17 protein-coding genes are annotated in these 16,721 nt (G+C 63.8%); 11 read left to right on the top strand and 6 right to left on the bottom strand.

The window, feature by feature from the left end:
* Positions 1-1,035, bottom strand: a complete 1,035-nt coding sequence (locus tag IB263_RS14510) for a sterol desaturase family protein (RefSeq protein ID WP_060584590.1) — start codon at positions 1,033-1,035, stop codon at positions 1-3.
* Between the two features lie 146 nt (positions 1,036-1,181).
* Positions 1,182-2,183 carry a LacI family DNA-binding transcriptional regulator gene (locus IB263_RS14505; RefSeq protein WP_192438634.1) on the bottom strand — a complete coding sequence of 334 codons (1,002 nt, stop codon included), beginning with the start codon at positions 2,181-2,183 and terminating at the stop codon, positions 1,182-1,184.
* Between the two features lie 150 nt (positions 2,184-2,333).
* Here IB263_RS14505 and IB263_RS14500 point away from each other — a divergent pair, with 150 nt between their 5' ends.
* Positions 2,334-3,059, top strand: coding sequence for a glutathione S-transferase (locus IB263_RS14500; protein WP_192438633.1), 726 nt, complete (start codon positions 2,334-2,336; stop codon positions 3,057-3,059).
* A gap of 12 nt (positions 3,060-3,071) precedes the next feature.
* Here IB263_RS14500 and IB263_RS14495 read toward each other — a convergent pair whose 3' ends face one another.
* Positions 3,072-3,314 carry a hypothetical protein gene (locus IB263_RS14495; RefSeq protein WP_060521852.1) on the bottom strand — a complete coding sequence of 81 codons (243 nt, stop codon included), beginning with the start codon at positions 3,312-3,314 and terminating at the stop codon, positions 3,072-3,074.
* 150 nt (positions 3,315-3,464) lie between these two features.
* Positions 3,465-4,424 (bottom strand): MBL fold metallo-hydrolase, encoded by a 960-nt coding sequence (locus IB263_RS14490; protein ID WP_060521851.1) that lies wholly within the window; start codon positions 4,422-4,424, stop codon positions 3,465-3,467.
* A gap of 91 nt (positions 4,425-4,515) precedes the next feature.
* Here IB263_RS14490 and IB263_RS14485 point away from each other — a divergent pair, with 91 nt between their 5' ends.
* On the top strand, positions 4,516-5,427 hold the full coding sequence (locus tag IB263_RS14485) for a LysR family transcriptional regulator (RefSeq protein ID WP_060529329.1): 912 nt from the start codon (positions 4,516-4,518) through the stop codon (positions 5,425-5,427).
* Between the two features lie 61 nt (positions 5,428-5,488).
* Here the strand turns inward: IB263_RS14485 and IB263_RS14480 are convergent, their stop codons facing one another.
* Positions 5,489-5,869: a DUF427 domain-containing protein gene (locus IB263_RS14480; protein WP_060521849.1), complete on the bottom strand. Its 381-nt coding sequence runs from the start codon at positions 5,867-5,869 to the stop codon at positions 5,489-5,491.
* A 78-nt stretch (positions 5,870-5,947) separates the two neighbouring features.
* Positions 5,948-6,700, bottom strand: a complete 753-nt coding sequence (locus IB263_RS14475; RefSeq protein ID WP_082566573.1) for a DUF599 domain-containing protein — start codon at positions 6,698-6,700, stop codon at positions 5,948-5,950.
* Positions 6,701-6,900: 200 nt separating this feature from the next.
* Between IB263_RS14475 and IB263_RS14470 the strand changes: the two genes are divergently transcribed.
* The 9 genes from IB263_RS14470 (at position 6,901) to IB263_RS14430 (ending at position 16,716) form a co-directional block, all read left to right on the top strand.
* Entirely contained in the window at positions 6,901-7,584 is a 684-nt protein-coding gene (locus IB263_RS14470; RefSeq protein ID WP_034801749.1) for a GntR family transcriptional regulator, read from the top strand.
* Positions 7,581-9,026, top strand: a complete 1,446-nt coding sequence (locus tag IB263_RS14465) for an aldehyde dehydrogenase family protein (protein ID WP_060529327.1) — start codon at positions 7,581-7,583, stop codon at positions 9,024-9,026. The genes IB263_RS14470 and IB263_RS14465 overlap by 4 nt, the downstream gene beginning before the upstream one ends.
* A gap of 80 nt (positions 9,027-9,106) precedes the next feature.
* Positions 9,107-9,853, top strand: a complete 747-nt coding sequence (locus IB263_RS14460) for a glucose 1-dehydrogenase (RefSeq protein ID WP_060584596.1) — start codon at positions 9,107-9,109, stop codon at positions 9,851-9,853.
* A 56-nt stretch (positions 9,854-9,909) separates the two neighbouring features.
* Entirely contained in the window at positions 9,910-11,385 is a 1,476-nt protein-coding gene (locus tag IB263_RS14455) for an ABC transporter substrate-binding protein (RefSeq protein WP_113080353.1), read from the top strand.
* A gap of 137 nt (positions 11,386-11,522) precedes the next feature.
* Positions 11,523-12,473 (top strand): ABC transporter permease, encoded by a 951-nt coding sequence (locus tag IB263_RS14450; RefSeq protein WP_034801757.1) that lies wholly within the window; start codon positions 11,523-11,525, stop codon positions 12,471-12,473.
* Positions 12,473-13,333 carry an ABC transporter permease gene (locus IB263_RS14445; RefSeq protein WP_060584597.1) on the top strand — a complete coding sequence of 287 codons (861 nt, stop codon included), beginning with the start codon at positions 12,473-12,475 and terminating at the stop codon, positions 13,331-13,333. Before IB263_RS14450 ends, IB263_RS14445 begins: the two co-directional genes overlap by 1 nt.
* Positions 13,330-14,346 carry an ABC transporter ATP-binding protein gene (locus IB263_RS14440; protein WP_113080354.1) on the top strand — a complete coding sequence of 339 codons (1,017 nt, stop codon included), beginning with the start codon at positions 13,330-13,332 and terminating at the stop codon, positions 14,344-14,346. The genes IB263_RS14445 and IB263_RS14440 overlap by 4 nt, the downstream gene beginning before the upstream one ends.
* Entirely contained in the window at positions 14,343-15,317 is a 975-nt protein-coding gene (locus IB263_RS14435) for an ABC transporter ATP-binding protein (protein ID WP_082566572.1), read from the top strand. Before IB263_RS14440 ends, IB263_RS14435 begins: the two co-directional genes overlap by 4 nt.
* A 10-nt stretch (positions 15,318-15,327) precedes the next feature.
* Positions 15,328-16,716 carry an amidase gene (locus IB263_RS14430; protein WP_060521842.1) on the top strand — a complete coding sequence of 463 codons (1,389 nt, stop codon included), beginning with the start codon at positions 15,328-15,330 and terminating at the stop codon, positions 16,714-16,716.
* The last annotated feature ends 5 nt before the right edge of the window (positions 16,717-16,721 follow it).

Below are 16,721 nucleotides of genomic sequence, written 5' to 3'. Positions count from 1 at the left end.
TCATTCTGCTGCCTCCCCGATGGTGTTGCGTGCCTTGCGGGCTGCGAGTTTTTCCTTGCGTTTGCGGTAGCGCTCCTGCATCCGCGCCTCGCCCTCCTTGGAGCCGTCGTGCCAGGTGCCGAACCAGCGATCGAGCGGGATCAGGGCGTCGCCGTAATTCACCTCGAAATACTTGTGGTGCAGGTAATGCGCATAGGCGTGGCTATCGACGAGCGTCTCTTCACCGACCTCGACCTTGTCGAAGCCGACATGGCCGGGAATGGCACCGAAGCCCGCGTAGTGCAGCTGGTAAAGCATCAGGATCGGGTTGGACGGCAGGATCAGGTGATAGAAGGCGGTGGCGAAGTAGAGCAGGTGCTCGACCGGATGCATCGACAGCGACGACCAGGGCGACGGGTTCACCGAATTGTGGTGGACCGAATGCACCCACTTGTAGAGCAGCGGCGTGTGGATGAGCCGGTGGATGCAGAAGAAATGGAACTCGTGGATAACAGGCACCACCAATGCGACGAGCGCGAGCGTCCAGGGATTGTCCGCGAAGCTCAGCCACGGCGCATAGCCATTGGCGTAGGCCCAGAGCATGGCGACTTCGACGGCGGTCCAGATCGTCACGCCTGAGAGGAACGTGCGCAGGATGTTGTCGAGATTCTGGCTTTCGAACCAGAAGGCTTTGCTCTTCTGCTCGGCCGGAAACTTGCCGTTGTACTTGAACCGGTTTTCCTGCCGTTTCAGCACATAGAGATGCAGCTCGAAAGCGCCGTAGAAGAAGAAGACGCAAACCGCGTTGACCGCATAGAGCCAGGCGATCCAGCCGACGCTCAAGCTCTGCATCGCCTCGACCGGCGGGATCACCCAGGCCCAATAGACGACGGCCGACGCCGCGAAGATCGCATTCCAAGGAAAGAAGTAATGCGGCAGCCACTTGACGAGCGCCAGCAGTTTTGGCGGGAAGGCAAACAGCGGCGCCGTTTCGATCGGCTCGTTCGGCGCCCAGTCGCCGCGCTTGTTGCGGGTTCCATATTTCAGATCGTCCATGGCGCTCTCCTCCCGGCGGACCGCATGCGCTCCGCCCTAAATCCTTCGAAGGAGGTTGCTTTCCGGGTCTGTCGGAGCGCCTCCTTCTTGATAAAAATCTAGCAGGAGGCGGTCGGAACGGCGAAAGCTTGTTTGATCAAATCAGATCAAAGGCTTTCGGCTGTGATGGTAATGAAGCGAATGGGGGCGGTGTCCGGCTCCATCTCGGAAAGCCCGATCCGCCGCAGCATCAGGTCAAGCGAGCGACGGGCCTGTGCCTCCGGCGCCTGGTCGAGCACGACGTCCATGATGCCGTCGCTAAGCGCCTTGCGGGTGTAGTCGGTCAGCTCATGGCCGACGAAGAAGATTTCGGTGCCACGCTTATGTCGGCGAAGCACGTCGATCAGGGCCGCATTCGCGCCGCCGGCATTATAGAGCCCGGCCATATCCGGATACATGTCGAGCGCCCATCGCAACGCTTCGGCGCCATAGTGCTCCTCGTCGCGGGTAAAACCCAGCCACTCGAACCGGCGGTCGCCCGGATGCCCCTCAAAATAGTCCGAGAAGCCACTGAGGCGGTCGCGATGGACCTGATAGATCGGGTGGCAGAGCGCGACGACGGGCCCCGCCTTGCGCGCCATGCGCGCGATGAAGAGTGCCGCCGTTCGTCCGGCCGCGTGATTGTCGATGCCGACGAATTCGCCCAAGTCGTGCGAGGCCCTTGTCACGACATGGACCACCGGCACGCCGCGCACGATCACGGCTTCGACAGCGGCGCTGATCAGCGGATGATTGGGCACGGCCAGGATCAATCCGGCGCGGCTAACCTCGGCTGAAAGGATGCGCCTGGCGATCTCCTCCGGCTTCTTTTCCTCGGTAAAGCTGCGATGCACGACGACGAGCGGATCCAGCGTCTCGGCGATCCGCTGAAAGGCCTGCGACAGGCGGCGATAGAAGGTCGTCTCCGGCCGCACCATCAGCACATCGATGCGCAAAAGCCCGCGATGGGTCTCGGGAAGGGTTCGCGGATAATTCAGCGCGCGCGCCGCAACGACGACTTTTTCGACGAGGTCCGGGCGAACACCACCGCGGCCGTTCAAGACCCGCTCGACCGTCGCGGTACCGACGCCTGCCAGTTCAGCAATGTCGCGATAGTTCGGCTTGCTCACCTGGACTACTCCCCACCACACGTGTTCATAGCGCCTTAGCATGTGATCGCCCCTGTTCGACAGAGCAGGCGTCCGAAGTCAGGGCCTCCCCTCGCCGCCGCTGCCGCGGCGCCTATATCAACCGGGTATCGAGAATGGGATCGAGGCATCATGACCTATGAATTGTACTACTGGGACGGCATCCAGGGGCGCGGTGAATTTGTCCGACTGGCACTCGAGGACGCCGGCGCCGCTTATGTCGATGTGACGCGCGCGCCGGGCCGCGGCACCGGGGAGATGCTGAAGCTGATGGAGAGCGCCACCGAGGCGCACGTGCCATTTGCGCCGCCCTTTCTGAAAGATGGCAACCAGATCGTCTCGCATGTCGCCAACATCCTCTTCTACCTCGGCCCCAAGCTCAGCCTTGCGCCTGACGGTGAGGCGCTGCAGTGGTTCGCCAATGGCCTGCAGCTCACCGTCACCGACTTAATCGCCGAAGTGCATGACACGCACCATCCGATCGCGACTTCGAAATATTATGAGGAGCAGAAGGCGGAGGCGAAGGACCGCGCATTCGAATTCGTCACCAACCGCATCCCGAAGTTTCTCGGTTATTTCGAGCGGATTCTCGCGCAAAACCCTGATGGCAGCGGCCATGCAGTCGGGAACGCCGTCACCTATGTCGACCTTTCGCTGTTCCAGGTGATCGAGGGGCTACACTATGCCTTTGCCAAAGCGATGCGGCACTATGAGGAGGACTACCCCAATCTCATGAAACTGCACGCCTCGGTGAAAGCCCGGCCGAACATCGCCGCCTATCTCGCCTCATCGCGACGGCTGGCCTTCAATGAAGACGGCATCTTCCGCAATTACCCGGAACTGGATATCGCGCCCTGACGGAAACTCCCCTCAGGCGGCCGCCGCCTGGTGCTCCCGCAGGAACGCGGAGACGCGCCTCAAGCCTCCGCGTAGAATGCCTTCGTTGTTGGCGTAGCCGATCCTGAGATAGCCTCCCATGTCCATGGCGCTGCCCGGCGTGAACATCACGCCGGTTCGCTGTAGCAGTTGCAGGCAGAATGCCTCTGAAGTCATCGGCAGGTCGTATTTCAGAAGCGCCGTCGTGCCCGACTGCGGCTTGATCCAGGCGATCAACGGCTAAGCACCCACTCAGTCCGAGAGAATGGCGAGGTTGGTGCACCGTCTACAGCTCGGCGCAGGCCTATGCCTACATCAATGACGGCGACGGCGTCGTGACCTTCGTCCGCAACGTCATCTCGTAGACAAGGCCTAAGCTGCCACCCGCTACTCGACGTAGTTCCAGGGGACGAAGCGATAGAGCGTCTCGTCGCGCGCCACATGGCCAACACCGGGGAACGGCAGATGCGCACCGGCGACGAGGTATCGCCCATCGGCCGCATCCGCCAGCGCCACGGCACGCGTCGCTGCCGCCGCGGTGCCGTCGACGTCGAAGCTGACGAAGACGTCAGGCGTGTCGAACTGGATGTAGTCGCCGTGAATGACGTCCCCCCAGAATACGAGGCGCTGGCCGTCATCCGCTTTCAGCACGATCGCGGAATGCCCGGGCGTGTGCCCGGCGCGCAGGGTCGATCCGAGGTTCGGCAAGACGTCCGCGTCGTCGGCGAAACGCTTCACTTTTCCGGCGGCGATATAGGGGGCCAGGGCATCGTGCGCTCGCTGAAAGTCGGTCTTCTGCGCCTCGGTCAGCGCCGTCACGCCCTCCCGCTCGATCCAGTAGCGGTATTCGCGCTCGGCGAGATGGATCTCGGCATTCGGGAATTGTGCTTTGCCGTCGATGGTGAGGCCGCCCGAGTGGTCGGCGTGCACATGGGTCAGGATCACCGCGTCGACCTGGTCGGCGCGATAGCCGGAGGCCGTGAGATGCCTCAAGAGCTTGCCGGCGGCAATGCCGAGCAGGCTCCCCGACCCGGCATCGATCAGCACCAGCCGTTCGCCGTCGTTGACGAGATAGGCGTTGATCGACAGATGCGGCTCCTTGCCGAGGAAGTTTTCGTCCAGCCTGCGCTGCAGCTCGCCTTCCGGTTCGTTCTGATAGATCTTTGTCATCGGCAACGCCAAGGTGCCGTCCGACAAGGCGGTGACTTCGAACTTTCCGAAGCGGAAGCGATAGTAACCGGCATTGGCGACGGTCGATAATGGCGCGGCGGAAAAGGCGATCCGCGGTGCGAGCGGCAACAGGGCCGCGGCGGCAAGAAGGCCCAAAGCTTGTCTGCGAGTGGTCATGATCGGCTCCTTCGATTGGATGCCGAGACGCTATCAATTCAACCGTCGGTCGATTATCCTGCGATCGTGGAAGTAATTGTTCCGGAAACGCATGAAATCCCCCCAATCTGCCGATCTCAACAGCCTCAGGATTTTCCTCGAGGTCGCCCGCTCAGAGAGCTTTTCCTCAGCTGCGCTTCGCCTGCACCTGCCACCGAGCACGGTCAGCCGGCGCCTGGGCGAGCTTGAGGCAGCGCTTGGCGTCGCCCTGCTGCTGCGCTCCACCCGCCGGGTCTCCTTGACCGAGGCCGGAAAGCATCTGCTGGAATCGGTCGGGGGCGCCGTCGAGCTCATCGACCGCGGCATCGCCGGCTTCCAACCGGCCGACGGTACGGCGCGCGGGCGCCTAAGGGTCGCGACGTCAGTCGCCTTTGCCCGTACCTTCCTGCCACCGATCCTGAAGCGCTATGCGGAACTCTGCCCAGAAGTCCAGGTCGACATGCAGACCACCCACCAAAATGTCGATCTGATCGGCGAAGGCGTCGACGTGGCCTTAAGGATGGGCGAACCCGTCGACAGCGAGATGATCTACCGCAAGATCGGAACGATCGAGCAGCGCCTCTATGCCTCTCCCGCCTATTGCGCAGGATTGGCGCTGTCTTCGCCCGAGGACCTCATGCACGTCGCCCTGGTGGCACACCGGACGCGCATGCGACGGGAGCTTGCCCATTGGGTGCTGTCAGACGGCAACAGGCACTTTACGCTCGAGCGCCCGCCATCGGTCGTCGTCGACGATCCGGCGATCAGCGAGCGGCTGATCGCCGAGGGCCTCGGCATCGGCATGCTGAGCGATGCGCTCGCCGCCGATGGCGTCTCCGCCGGACGGCTCGTTCCGGTTCTTCCCGAGTGGTCGGGGCCATCCACCCATCTTTACTATCTCTTCCACCAGCAACTCGGCGATCTGCCGAAAGTGGCAGAATTCTTGAAGGCCGTGCGCGAAACGTTTCGGATTCGCGACGCGTGACCTCGCGGCCAGGGCACCGTGCGTTCGAACGAGCGCAGTAGCCCTCACTTGAGCGCGGATGCTAGGGCTGGATCTCTTCGATCTTATCCACCCGATCCGGATAGAAGGCCAACCGGTCCTTGATGGCGGCCACCGCCGCGTGCGGGTTTTCATAGGTCCAGACGGCGTTGCGCGACCGCTCGCCGCCCAAGGGGATGCTGAAATAGGAGGCGTCACCCTTATAGGGACAATGGGACGAATGATCGGTGCGCTCAAGCAAGGACATGTCGACATCCTCACGCGGGATGTACTGCACAGCGGGATAGGTTGCCTCGCGCAGAGCCAGCGCATCGCGGGTGTCGGCAATGACGCGCCCGCCGAGGGTGACGACGACACGGGCCTGGTTTCTCTCGGTGGTGATCGGATGATCGGGACCGGGGATCTTGATCGGATTGTCTGACATGGGCGACCGCCTCCAGAACGTTACGGATACTAGGTGGTTACCTCGCCGGCCAATTCCAACCGGTCACGCCAAAAACCCTCAGCTGTTTGCCGCCGGAGAACGGACGGCTGTTGAGGGTTCTACCGCGGCCGCCGTCGGATGGCTCTCGTCGAGCAGCTTGCGCACCTCCATCACGCCCTTGGCCGTATCCGACCAGCTGTGTCTCCAGACGAGAAGCGCGACCGAGCCGACGATGGCGATAAGAAAGGCGATCGGCCCCAGGAACCAGAGCGCGGCGGCAACGGTGAAGTAATAGGAGCGGACACCCTGGCTGAAGGATCGAAGGGCCGGATTGATCATCAGCGACAGGGCGTGGGCCCATGCGGCGATGTCGCGGGCTTCTTCGCGCGAAGGGCTCGCTCCGATCGCTGCGAGGCAATAGTTGATCTGCCGCACCGCCCAGATGAATTCGGACAGCCCGCGCAGCAAGGTCGCCATGACGAGCAGCACCTTGCATTGAAACAGCCACAACGGCTCGATCGGCGCGAACATCGCGATGATGCCCGACTGAAGGCCAATCGTCGGCTGGATGAAAAGCGCACTGCTCATGGCGACGATGACGATGAGATTGGCCGAGCCGAAGAACGAGGCCGAATTGATCGTGTGACCGAGAATGGCGGCGTCACCGATGAAGTTGGTATCCCGCGTCAGCACCTCGCGCATCCAGGCCTGCCGGACACGCACCATGTCCAGCATCAGGCTGTCTGTCCGGCGCGGCCAACCAAGCGCCATCATCGGCTCCAGTCCCACCCAGGTCACGAGGAACAGGATAATCGCAATCCAATCAAGCATCTGCACGGCCAGCCTCCCACCATAGCAGTTCCTAATAGAAGCCGCGGCGAGCGGCGCGTCAACGCGGCGGCGCAAGTCGGGACTGCCGAAGCCGACGGCGTCGCCAGCACTTGCTGACAATCCCTGGGACTTATGTGTCATCACCGGATTGACTCGGCCTGTATCCTGGATACAATTTGCCTCGATCTTGGGAGGGATCGATGAACCAATCCTTTGAATGGCGAAGCCAGTCACGCTTGCTCGACGAAGTGGCCCAGGCCCTTCGCGAACGTATTTATGCCGGCGTCTATGCGCCGGGCGCGACGCTGCGCCAGGAAAAGATCGCCGCCGAGTTCGGCATCAGCCGCACGCCGCTGCGCGAGGCGCTGCGCGTGCTCGAGCGCGACGGGCTGGTCGTCAACAAGCCGGGCAGCGGTGTCCGGGTCGCAACCGCCGACCTGCCGAAACTGCTGGATGCCTACGCGGTGCGTGAGGCGATGGATGGCGTGGCGGCCCGCAACGCCGCCGAGCGGGCGACAAATGCCGAGATCAAGGATCTGGCAAAGCAGGTGGAGCGCCAGCGCAAGACCGTCGAAAACTGGGATCCAGGCGCCTACACACAGTCCAACGTCGTCTTTCACGAGGCGATCGTTGCGGCCTCGCGCAATGCGTCGCTGGCGCCGCTCGGGCCGCTTCTGCGCATGACCTCGCAGGTTTTTGCCCCAGCCTTTTCGCTTTCGAGCGAGCGGGCGAGCACTGCGGTCGCCGAACACGGGCTGATCGTCGAGGCGATCGCCGCACGGAACCTTGATGAATCCGAGAAACTGGCCCGCGCCCACATCAACGCGACGGCCATGAGATTGAAGGCGCTGCTTGAAGAGCGCGGGACTGACAAAGAGGCATGACTGTGAAGACCTACGGCAATTTCATCGCGAACAAGTGGCAGGACGCAACGGGCGGCGAGTTCATCGCCGTCAGGGATCCTTCCAACGGCCTGGAATTTGCGCGCATCGCCCGGGGCACTCGGGACGATATCGATCTCGCCGTGCGTTCGGCACGCGCGGCACTCTCAGGTGAGTGGGGACGCCTGACGCCGACCGAGCGCGGCCGGGTGCTGACCCGGATTTCGGCCGGTGTGCTGCGCAACATCGACCTTCTGACGGAGCTCGAAGCACGCGATGTCGGCAAGCCGCTGACCCAGGCGCGCGCCGATGTCGTGGCGCTTGCGCGCTATCTCGAATTCTATGGCGGCGCCGCCGACAAGGTTCATGGCGACACCATCCCCTATCAGAACGGCTTCACCGTACTGACCGTCTACGAGCCACATGGCGTCACGGGCCATATCATCCCCTGGAACTACCCGATGCAGATCCTCGGCCGCAGCCTCGGCGCGGCCCTTGCCATGGGCAACGCCGCCGTCGTCAAGCCGGCCGAAGAGGCCTGCCTCACCATCTTGGAGTTCGCCCGCATCGCCGAAGAAGAGGGCTTGCCCTCGGGCGCGCTCAACATCGTCACCGGCTTCGGCTCGGAGGCGGGCGCAGCGCTTTCGGAACACCCCGATGTCAACCACATCTCCTTTACCGGCTCGGTCCGCACCGGCGAGATGGTGCAGGCGGCGGCGGCGAAGAACGCCGTGCCGGTGACGCTGGAACTCGGCGGCAAGTCGGCGCAGATCGTCTTTGCCGATGCGGATCTCGACCGCGCGGTCCCCTTCCTCGTCAATGCCGGCATCCAGAATGCCGGTCAGACCTGCTCGGCCTCGTCTCGCATTCTGGTCGAGCGTGCCGTCTATGAAGAAGTGGTCGCGCGGATGAGCGAACGGTACCGCGCCCTGAAGGTCGGTCCTGCTGGCAGCGATCTCTCGGTCGGCCCGGTCGTCTCGCAGCGGCAGAAGGCGATCGTCGAGGGCTTCCTTGCCGACGCCGCCAAGGATGGCCTGAAGGTCGCGGCGCAGGGCGAGATCGTCGCCGACGCGCCGGCCGAGGGCGCCTATGTCGCGCCGACGTTGCTGCGCGACGTGCCGCACCAACACCGCACGGTGCAGGAAGAGATCTTCGGCCCGGTTCAGGTGATCATGCCCTTCGACGGCGAGGAGGAAGCCATTCGACTTGCCAACGGCACCGCCTATGGCCTCGTCTGCGGCGTCTGGACCAATGACGGCGGCCGGCAGTTGCGCATGGCGCGCGCCGTGCACGCCGGCCAGGTCTTCATCAACAATTACGGCGCCGGCGGCGGCGTCGAGCTGCCCTTCGGCGGCGTCAAGAAATCGGGCCATGGCCGCGAGAAGGGTTTTGAGGCCCTCTACGGCTTTTCCAGCATGAAAACCATCTCTGTCTACCACGGCTAGAGCGCGCAAAACCGCAGGCGGCGTTCCACCCGCATCGCGCTCCAACCCATGATCTAAGTCTCCTTTGGAGGAACAACAAAGTGTCACTGGAAGGTAAAGTCGCTCTCATCACCGGCGCAGGCTCCGGTTTCGGCGAAGGCATTGCCAAGCGCTTCGTCGAAGGCGGCGCCAAGGTCATCGTCGTCGATCGCGATGCCGCAGGCGCAGAGCGCGTCGCCAAGCAACTCGGCAACAATGCCATCGCCGTGGTTGCCGATATCGCCAAGGAGGCCGACGTTAACGCGGCCGTTGCGGCGGGTCTCAAGCAGTTCGGCCGCATCGACATCCTGGTCAACAATGCCGGCATCGGCCACAAGCCGCAGAATGCCGAGCTGGTCGAGCCCGACGAATTCGACCGTATCCTCGGCGTCAATGTGCGCGGCGTCTACCTGATGACGCGGGCGCTGCTGGCGCACATGAAGGAAAACAAGGCGGGCGTTATCGTCAACATCGCTTCGACCGGCGCCAACCGGCCGCGTCCGAACCTTGCCTGGTACAATGCGACCAAGGGCTGGGTCGTTTCTGCCACCAAGGCGCTCGCGATCGAGCTCGCGCCCTTCAACATCCGCGTCGTCGCGCTCAACCCGGTTGCCGGCGAAACGCCGCTGCTGACCACCTTCATGGGCGAGGACTCCGAGGAAATCCGCAAGAAGTTCCGCGATTCCATTCCGCTCGGACGCCTTCTGAAGCCGGAAGACCTTGCGGAGGCCGCCTTCTTCGTCGCCTCGCCGCAGGCGTCGATGATCACCGGCGTGGCGCTCGACGTCGACGGCGGACGCTCGATCTGATTATTTCGACCTGATTTCTGGGACCATAAACAACGAAACCGCAAAGCGGGGGAACCATGATGAATTTGACGAAACTGGCGCTTGCCTCGTGCTTCATTGCCGCGTCGCTGACGCCGGCGATGGCCAAGGATACGATCACCGTCGGCCAGGTGCTCGAGCCGCCGGGCCTCGACCCGACCGCGGGCGCCGCCGCACCCATCCGCTACATCACCTACGGCAACCTTTTCGAAGGTCTCGTCCGGGTGGTGGAAGACGGCACGGTGAAGCCGCTGCTCGCCGAGAGCTGGACGATCTCCGACGACCAGAAGACCTACAGCTTCAAGCTCCGCCAGGGCGTCAAGTTCCATGACGGCGCGGCTTTCGACTGTTCGGTGGTGAAATTCTCCTATGAGCGCGCCGTCTCGGCCGATTCCACCAATGCGCAGAAGGGCCTGTTCGAGCCGATCGAAAAGACCGAATGCCCGGATCCGGCAACCGCGGTCGTGACGTTGAAGCGCCCGGCCTCCAACTTCCTCTTCAACATGGCCTGGGGCGACGCGGTCATGATCGCGCCGTCGTCGGCCGCCGACAACAAGACCAAGCCGGTCGGTACCGGCCCGTTCAAGTTCAAGGAATGGGCGAAGGGCGACAAGGTGGTGCTGGAAAAGAACGCCGACTATTGGGGCGAACCGGCCAAGCTCAGCGAAGTGACCTTCAAGTTCATCAGTGACCCCTCGGCTGCAGCGGCCGCCGTTCTTGCCGGCAACGTCGATGCCTTCCCGATGTTCCAGGCCGCAGAACTGGTCAGCCAGTTCCAGAGCGACCCGAACCTGCAGGTTGAGGTCGGCAGCACCTCGGGCAAGGTGGTGCTTGCGCTCAACAATGCGAAGAAGCCCTTCGACGACGTGCGAGTGCGGCAGGCGCTTGCCCATGCGATCGACCGCAAGGCGCTGGTCGAAGGCACTTACTCGGGCTTCGGCACGACCATCGGCTCGCATTATTCGCCGGTCGAACCCGGTTATGTCGATCTGAACGAGACCTACCCCTATGACCCCGGCAAGGCGCAGCAACTGCTGCAGGAAGCGGGCGTTCAGAACCTCGAAATCACCATCATGCTGCCGCCGCCGGCCTATGCCCGCCGCGGCGGCGAGATCATCGCGGCCATGCTCAGCGAAGTCGGCATCAAGGTGAACCTCGTTCCGATCGAGTTCGCACAATGGCTGGATCAGGTCTTCAAGAACTCGAACTTCGACGCAACGATCATCGCCCATGCGGAAGCCCGCGACCTCGATATCTATGCGCGCGACAAGTACTACTTCAACTACCAGAACCCGGAATACAAGGCGCTCTACAAGTCCTACACGCTGGCTGCGACCGAGGCCGAACAGATGGACCTGATCGGCCAGCTCCAGCGCAAGCTCGCAGCGGACGAACCGAACGTCTTCCTCTACGCGCTGCCGAAGATCGGCGTCTGGAACAAGAAGGTGAAGGGTCTCTGGAAGAACATGCCGGTGCCGGCCGACGACCAGACCCAGACCTATTGGGAAAACTGATCGACTTTCATTGAGCGGGATGCGGACGGAAATCCGCACCCCGCTCCAGCATCTGCCCCTCGTTGGGGCGGACGCAGATCTGCCGTTGATTGACGCACCCGGCGCCGGTCAACGCTCGCTCTTTCCGGGAGGTTGATGTGATTTCCTTCATTGGCGGTCGCCTCGTGTCGCTCTTGCTGACGACGCTGGTCGCCTCAGTCATCGTCTTTCTGCTGATGCAGGTGCTGCCCGGCGACCCCGCCGTGCTGATGCTCGGCATGAATGCCGACGCAGATGCGATCGCGGCGCTGCACCGGCAGCTCGGCCTCGATCAGCCGATCTGGATCCGCTACCTCCACTGGATCGGCGGCTTCGTCGTCGGCGATTTCGGCATGAGCCTCACCTATTCGGTGCCGATCCGGGAGCTGCTTGGCCCGCGCATCCTGGTGACGCTGCCGCTGGCGCTGCTCTCCATGGCAATCTCGGTCGCCGTCGCCATCGCCATCGGCGTCTATGCCGCCGCCAACCGCGGCAAGGCCGGCGACACCGTCGTCATGGGCATCGCCCAGGTGGGCGTCGCCATCCCGAACTTCTGGCTGGCGCTTCTCTTCATCCTGCTCTTCGCGCTGAAGCTCGCCTGGTTCCCGGCCTCCGGCTTTGCCGGCTGGGAAGGTGGCATCTGGAACGGCCTGCATTCGCTCATCCTGCCGGCGCTCGCACTCGGGCTGCCACTTGCGGCCATTCTCGGACGCGTCACGCGCTCGGCCGTCATCGAGACGCTCGGCGAGGATTTCATCCGCACCGCGCGCGCCAAGGGGCTTAGCCGTTCGGGCGCTCTCTGGAAGCATGCGGTGCCCAATGCGCTCATTCCGGTCGTCACCATTATCGGCCTGCAATTTTCCTTCCTGCTTGCCGGCACGATCATCATCGAAAATGTCTTCAACCTGCCGGGTATCGGCCGCCTCGTCTTCCAGGCGATCGCGCAGCGCGATCTCGTGACGGTGCAGACGCTGGTGACCCTGCTTGCCGCCTCCGTCATCACCATCAATTTCCTCGTCGATCTGGTCTACGGTTACCTCGATCCGCGCCTGTCGAGGGGAGGCCACTGATGACCGCTCCTGCAACCGCCGCGCAACCCAGCCTCATCTCCAAGCTTATCGGCAGCCGAAATCTGACGATCGGGGCCACCGTCACCGTCATCCTCGTGGCGATGGCGCTCGTCTCCTATGTCTGGACGCCCTATTCGCCGACGGCGATGAACTTCCGCGACAAGCTGCAGGGGCCGAGCCTTGCCCATTGGTTCGGCACCGACAACTTCGGCCGCGACATCCTGTCGATGATCATGGTCGGCGCCCGCAACTCGATCAGCGTCTCGATTGTCGCGGTGCTCGTCGGTGCCGGCATCGGCGTGCCGCTTGGCGCTTGGGCGGCTGCTCGCGGCGGTTTTGTCGATGGTCTCGTCATGCGCATGAGCGACCTCGCCTTCGCCTTCCCGGCGCTTCTGACCGCTGTCATCATCACCGCGATCTTCGGTCCGGGCGCTACCAACGCGATGATCGCGATCGGCATCTTCAACATACCCGTCTTTGCCCGCGTCACCCGCGGTGCCTCGATGGGCCTCTGGAAACGCGAATATGTGCAGGCCGCGCGCTGCGCTGGCCGCGGCGACGTCGCGATCACGTTTCTGCACATCCTGCCCAACATCAACCACGTGCTGCTCGTTCAGGTGACGATCCAGTTCGCCTTGGCGATCGTTGCCGAAGCCGGCCTTTCCTATGTCGGCCTCGGCACGCAGCCGCCGATGCCGAGCTGGGGCAAGATGCTGAACGACGCCCAGACCTTCATCTATCAGGCGCCCTGGCTCGCGATCTTCCCGGGACTGGCGATCACCTTCGCCGTGCTCGGCCTCAACCTGCTCGGCGATGGCCTGCGCGACATTCTCGACCCGCGCGTGAGGCGGCAACGATGACCAAACCCTTGCTTCACATGGCCGGCATGTCGGTCGAACTCACCGCGGGCAAAAGCACGGTCGATATCGTCTGCGACATCGATCTCGAACTCAACCGCGGCGAACGGCTTGGGATCGTCGGTGAGTCCGGCAGCGGCAAGTCGATGACAGCCCTTGCCGTCATGGGCCTGCTTCCGCGGCGCATGCGGGTGCGCGGCGAACTTTCCTTCGACGGCCGCAATCTCGCGGGCTTGGACGAAGCCGACTATTGCGGCTATCGCGGCCGGCGCATGGCGATGATCTTCCAGGAGCCGATGACGGCGCTCAATCCGGTCAAATCGATCGGCGCGCAGATCGCCGAGGGACGGCGGCTGCATCTCGGCGAAACGAAAGCCGATGCGGAGAAGAAAGCGCGTGCGCTGCTCGACCGCGTCGGCCTGCCGGCGCCGCGCTTCGACCTCGATCTCTACCCGCACCAGCTCTCCGGCGGCCAGCGCCAGCGCGTGATGATCGCCATGGCGATCGCCTGCGAACCGGATCTGCTGATTGCAGACGAGCCCACGACGGCGCTCGACGTTACGGTGCAGGCGCAGATCCTTGATCTGCTCGACGAGCTGATCGAAGACACCGGCACAGCGCTGATGCTGATCACCCACGATCTCGGCGTCGTCTCCGAGATGACCGACCGCATCGCGGTCATGTATGCCGGCCGCATCATCGAAACCGGGCGCACGGACGATGTCTTTGCGCGCATGGCGCATCCCTATGCCCGCGGCCTTTTCGCCGCGTCGCCGCATGGCGCAGCCCTTGACTCCCGCCATCAAGGCGGTGGGCGCCCGCGGCTGAATGCCATCCCCGGTATCGTTCCGGATCCCTTTGGCCGTCCATCCCACTGCTCCTTTGCGGACCGCTGTTCCTTCGCTGAGGCCGACTGCCGTCAGGCGATCCCGGCACTCGACCTGATCAATACCGATGGAAATGTGCAGCATCGCGCCGCCTGCTTTCATCCGCGCGAAAGGATGGTGGCACCATGAGCGAGGTGATCCTCAAGACCACCGATCTGGTGCGCGAATACGACCTGCCGCGCCCGTCGATCTTCTCGAAACAGAGCCGCCTGCGCGTGCTCCATGGTGTCAGCGTCGCACTCGCCGCCGGCCAGAGCCTCGGCATCGTCGGCGAAAGCGGCTCCGGCAAGTCGACCCTGGCCCGCGCCGTGATGGGGCTGGAGCGGCCGCAATCGGGCCAGGTGTCGATCGCCGGCAAGGATATCTACGCGCTCGATCGCGCCGGACTGCGAGAGGCGCGCAAGGGGTTTCAGGCGATCTTCCAGGATCCCTACGGCTCGCTCGATCCGCGCCACACGGTTCGGACGATCATCTCCGAGCCGATCGTTTCGCTGGAGCGTGGAACGGGCACCACGGAGCGCAACCGGCGCATCGCCGAGGTGCTGGAGGCCGTCGGCCTACCCTTGGCGTCGGCCGACAAGTATCCGCACGAATTCTCCGGCGGCCAGCGCCAGCGCATCGCCATCGCCCGCGCGCTGATCACCCGGCCGGCCCTGATCGTCGCTGACGAGCCAGTGTCTGCACTCGACGTCTCGATCCAGGCGCAGGTTTTGAACCTGATGATGGACCTGCAGGAAAGGCTCGGCCTTTCCTATCTGTTCATCAGCCACGATCTCGGCGTCGTGCGCGCCATCACCGACCGGGTTGCCGTCATGCATCTCGGCCGCATCGTCGAGGAAGGACCGACGGCCGAGGTCTTCGACAACCCGCGCCATCCCTATACTCAGGCGCTGGTCGCTGCCGTGCCGAAACCGTTTTCCGGACGGCGCAAGCGGGTGCGTTCCGCTGGGCCGCCGCAAACGCCCGTCCATACCGCAACGACCGCAGCCGGCTGCGCCTATGCTGCCGTCTGTCCCCGCAGGCAGGAGATCTGTCTGACCCGAACGCCTGAGGCCAAGCCGGTGACGCCGGCCTGGTCCGCCCGCTGCCATTTTGCCTAGGAAGTGCCCCATGTCCGAACTCGCCGATCTCTCCGCCGTCGATCTCGTCGACGCCTACCGCTCGAAGAAGCTTTCCCCCGTCGAGGTCACCGAAGCGGTGATTGCCCGCATCGACGCTTCCGAGCCAAAGCTGAACGCGCTTTGGGCCTATGACCCGGCCGAGGCGCGCAAGGCCGCCAAGGCATCGGAAGAGCGCTGGGCAAAGGGTGAACCTCTGGGCGCAATCGACGGCGTGCCGGTGACGATCAAGGAAAACATCGCAACCAAGGGCACCGCAGTGCCGCTCGGCTGTGCTGCCGTGTCGCTGACGCCTGCAGCCGCCGACGCGCCGCCGGCAGCCCGCACCCGCGAGGCGGGCGGCATCCTTCTCGCCAAGACCACCATGCCGGACTACGGCATGCTGTCTTCCGGCCTTTCCAGCTTCCACAAGCTGGCCCGCAACCCCTGGGACCTCTCAGCCAATCCGGGCGGCTCGAGCGCCGGTGCGGGTGCTGCTTCGGCCGCCGGTTATGGTCCGCTTCACATCGGCACGGATATCGGCGGCTCGGTCCGGCTGCCGGCCGGCTGGTGCGGCATTGTCGGGCTCAAGCCTTCGGCCGGCCGCGTGCCGATCAACCCGCCCTTTATCGGCCGCGTTGCCGGCCCGATGACCCGGACGGTCGTCGACACGGCACTCTACATGTCGGTGCTGTCGCAGCCAGACGCCCGGGACACGATGTCCTTGCCCTATGCCGATCTCCCCTGGCTCGATCTTGATCGTGATCTGAAGGGTCTGAAGATCGGCCTCTGGCTCGACGCCGGCTTCGGCCAGTCGGTCACGCAAGAAACGGAACAGGCGGTCAAGAAGGCGGCACAGCTCTTTGCCGATGCCGGCGCGATCATCGAGCCGATCGGCCCCTTCCTGACGCGCGAAATGATCGACGGTCTCGACCGCTTCTGGCGGGCGCGCGGCTGGGAAGACGTGTCGCGCCTCTCGCCGGAAAAACAGGCGCAGATCCTGCCCTATATCTTCGACTGGATCAAAACGGCCGAGAATTTCTCCGGCCGCGAGGTCTATACCGGCTTCGCCCAGATCGACGCCATGCGCAACGCGCTGCATGCGGCACTTTCCGGCTATGATTTCATCCTGTCGCCGACGGCCCCGACGGCCTCCTATCCGGCCGAATGGGCCTCGCCGGTCAACGACCCGCAGAAACCGTTCGAACACATCGCCTTCACAGTCGCCGTCAACATGGGCGGCCAGCCGGCAATCTCGCTCAACTGCGGCTACACCTCGGGCGGCCTGCCGATCGGCCTGCAGATCATCGGCCAGCAGTTCGACGACATCGGCGTGCTGCGCCTCGCGCGTGCCTTCGAGACAATGCGCCCTCAGCAGCGCCCATGGCCAAAGGTCGCATGATGAGC

The organism is Ensifer sp. ENS03, assembly GCF_014852035.1.
Classification (GTDB): Bacteria; Pseudomonadota; Alphaproteobacteria; order Rhizobiales; family Rhizobiaceae; genus Ensifer; species Ensifer adhaerens.
This window is presented reverse-complemented; position numbering and strand designations above follow the sequence as displayed.

Excerpts from the sequence above, each read along its gene's own strand:
- IB263_RS14430 (WP_060521842.1), top strand. The coding sequence starts at position 15,328 with ATGTCCGAACTCGCCGATCTCTCCGCCGTCGATCTCGTCGACGCCTAC.
- IB263_RS14435 (WP_082566572.1), top strand. The coding sequence starts at position 14,343 with ATGAGCGAGGTGATCCTCAAGACCACCGATCTGGTGCGCGAATACGAC.
- IB263_RS14500 (WP_192438633.1), top strand. The coding sequence starts at position 2,334 with ATGACCTATGAATTGTACTACTGGGACGGCATCCAGGGGCGCGGTGAA.
- IB263_RS14490 (WP_060521851.1), bottom strand. The coding sequence starts at position 4,424 with ATGACCACTCGCAGACAAGCTTTGGGCCTTCTTGCCGCCGCGGCCCTG.
- IB263_RS14465 (WP_060529327.1), top strand. The coding sequence starts at position 7,581 with ATGACTGTGAAGACCTACGGCAATTTCATCGCGAACAAGTGGCAGGAC.
- IB263_RS14485 (WP_060529329.1), top strand. The coding sequence starts at position 4,516 with ATGAAATCCCCCCAATCTGCCGATCTCAACAGCCTCAGGATTTTCCTC.
- IB263_RS14510 (WP_060584590.1), bottom strand. The coding sequence starts at position 1,035 with ATGGACGATCTGAAATATGGAACCCGCAACAAGCGCGGCGACTGGGCG.
- IB263_RS14455 (WP_113080353.1), top strand. The coding sequence starts at position 9,910 with ATGATGAATTTGACGAAACTGGCGCTTGCCTCGTGCTTCATTGCCGCG.
- IB263_RS14445 (WP_060584597.1), top strand. The coding sequence starts at position 12,473 with ATGACCGCTCCTGCAACCGCCGCGCAACCCAGCCTCATCTCCAAGCTT.
- IB263_RS14475 (WP_082566573.1), bottom strand. The coding sequence starts at position 6,700 with ATGCTTGATTGGATTGCGATTATCCTGTTCCTCGTGACCTGGGTGGGA.
- IB263_RS14480 (WP_060521849.1), bottom strand. The coding sequence starts at position 5,869 with ATGTCAGACAATCCGATCAAGATCCCCGGTCCCGATCATCCGATCACC.
- IB263_RS14440 (WP_113080354.1), top strand. The coding sequence starts at position 13,330 with ATGACCAAACCCTTGCTTCACATGGCCGGCATGTCGGTCGAACTCACC.
- IB263_RS14470 (WP_034801749.1), top strand. The coding sequence starts at position 6,901 with ATGAACCAATCCTTTGAATGGCGAAGCCAGTCACGCTTGCTCGACGAA.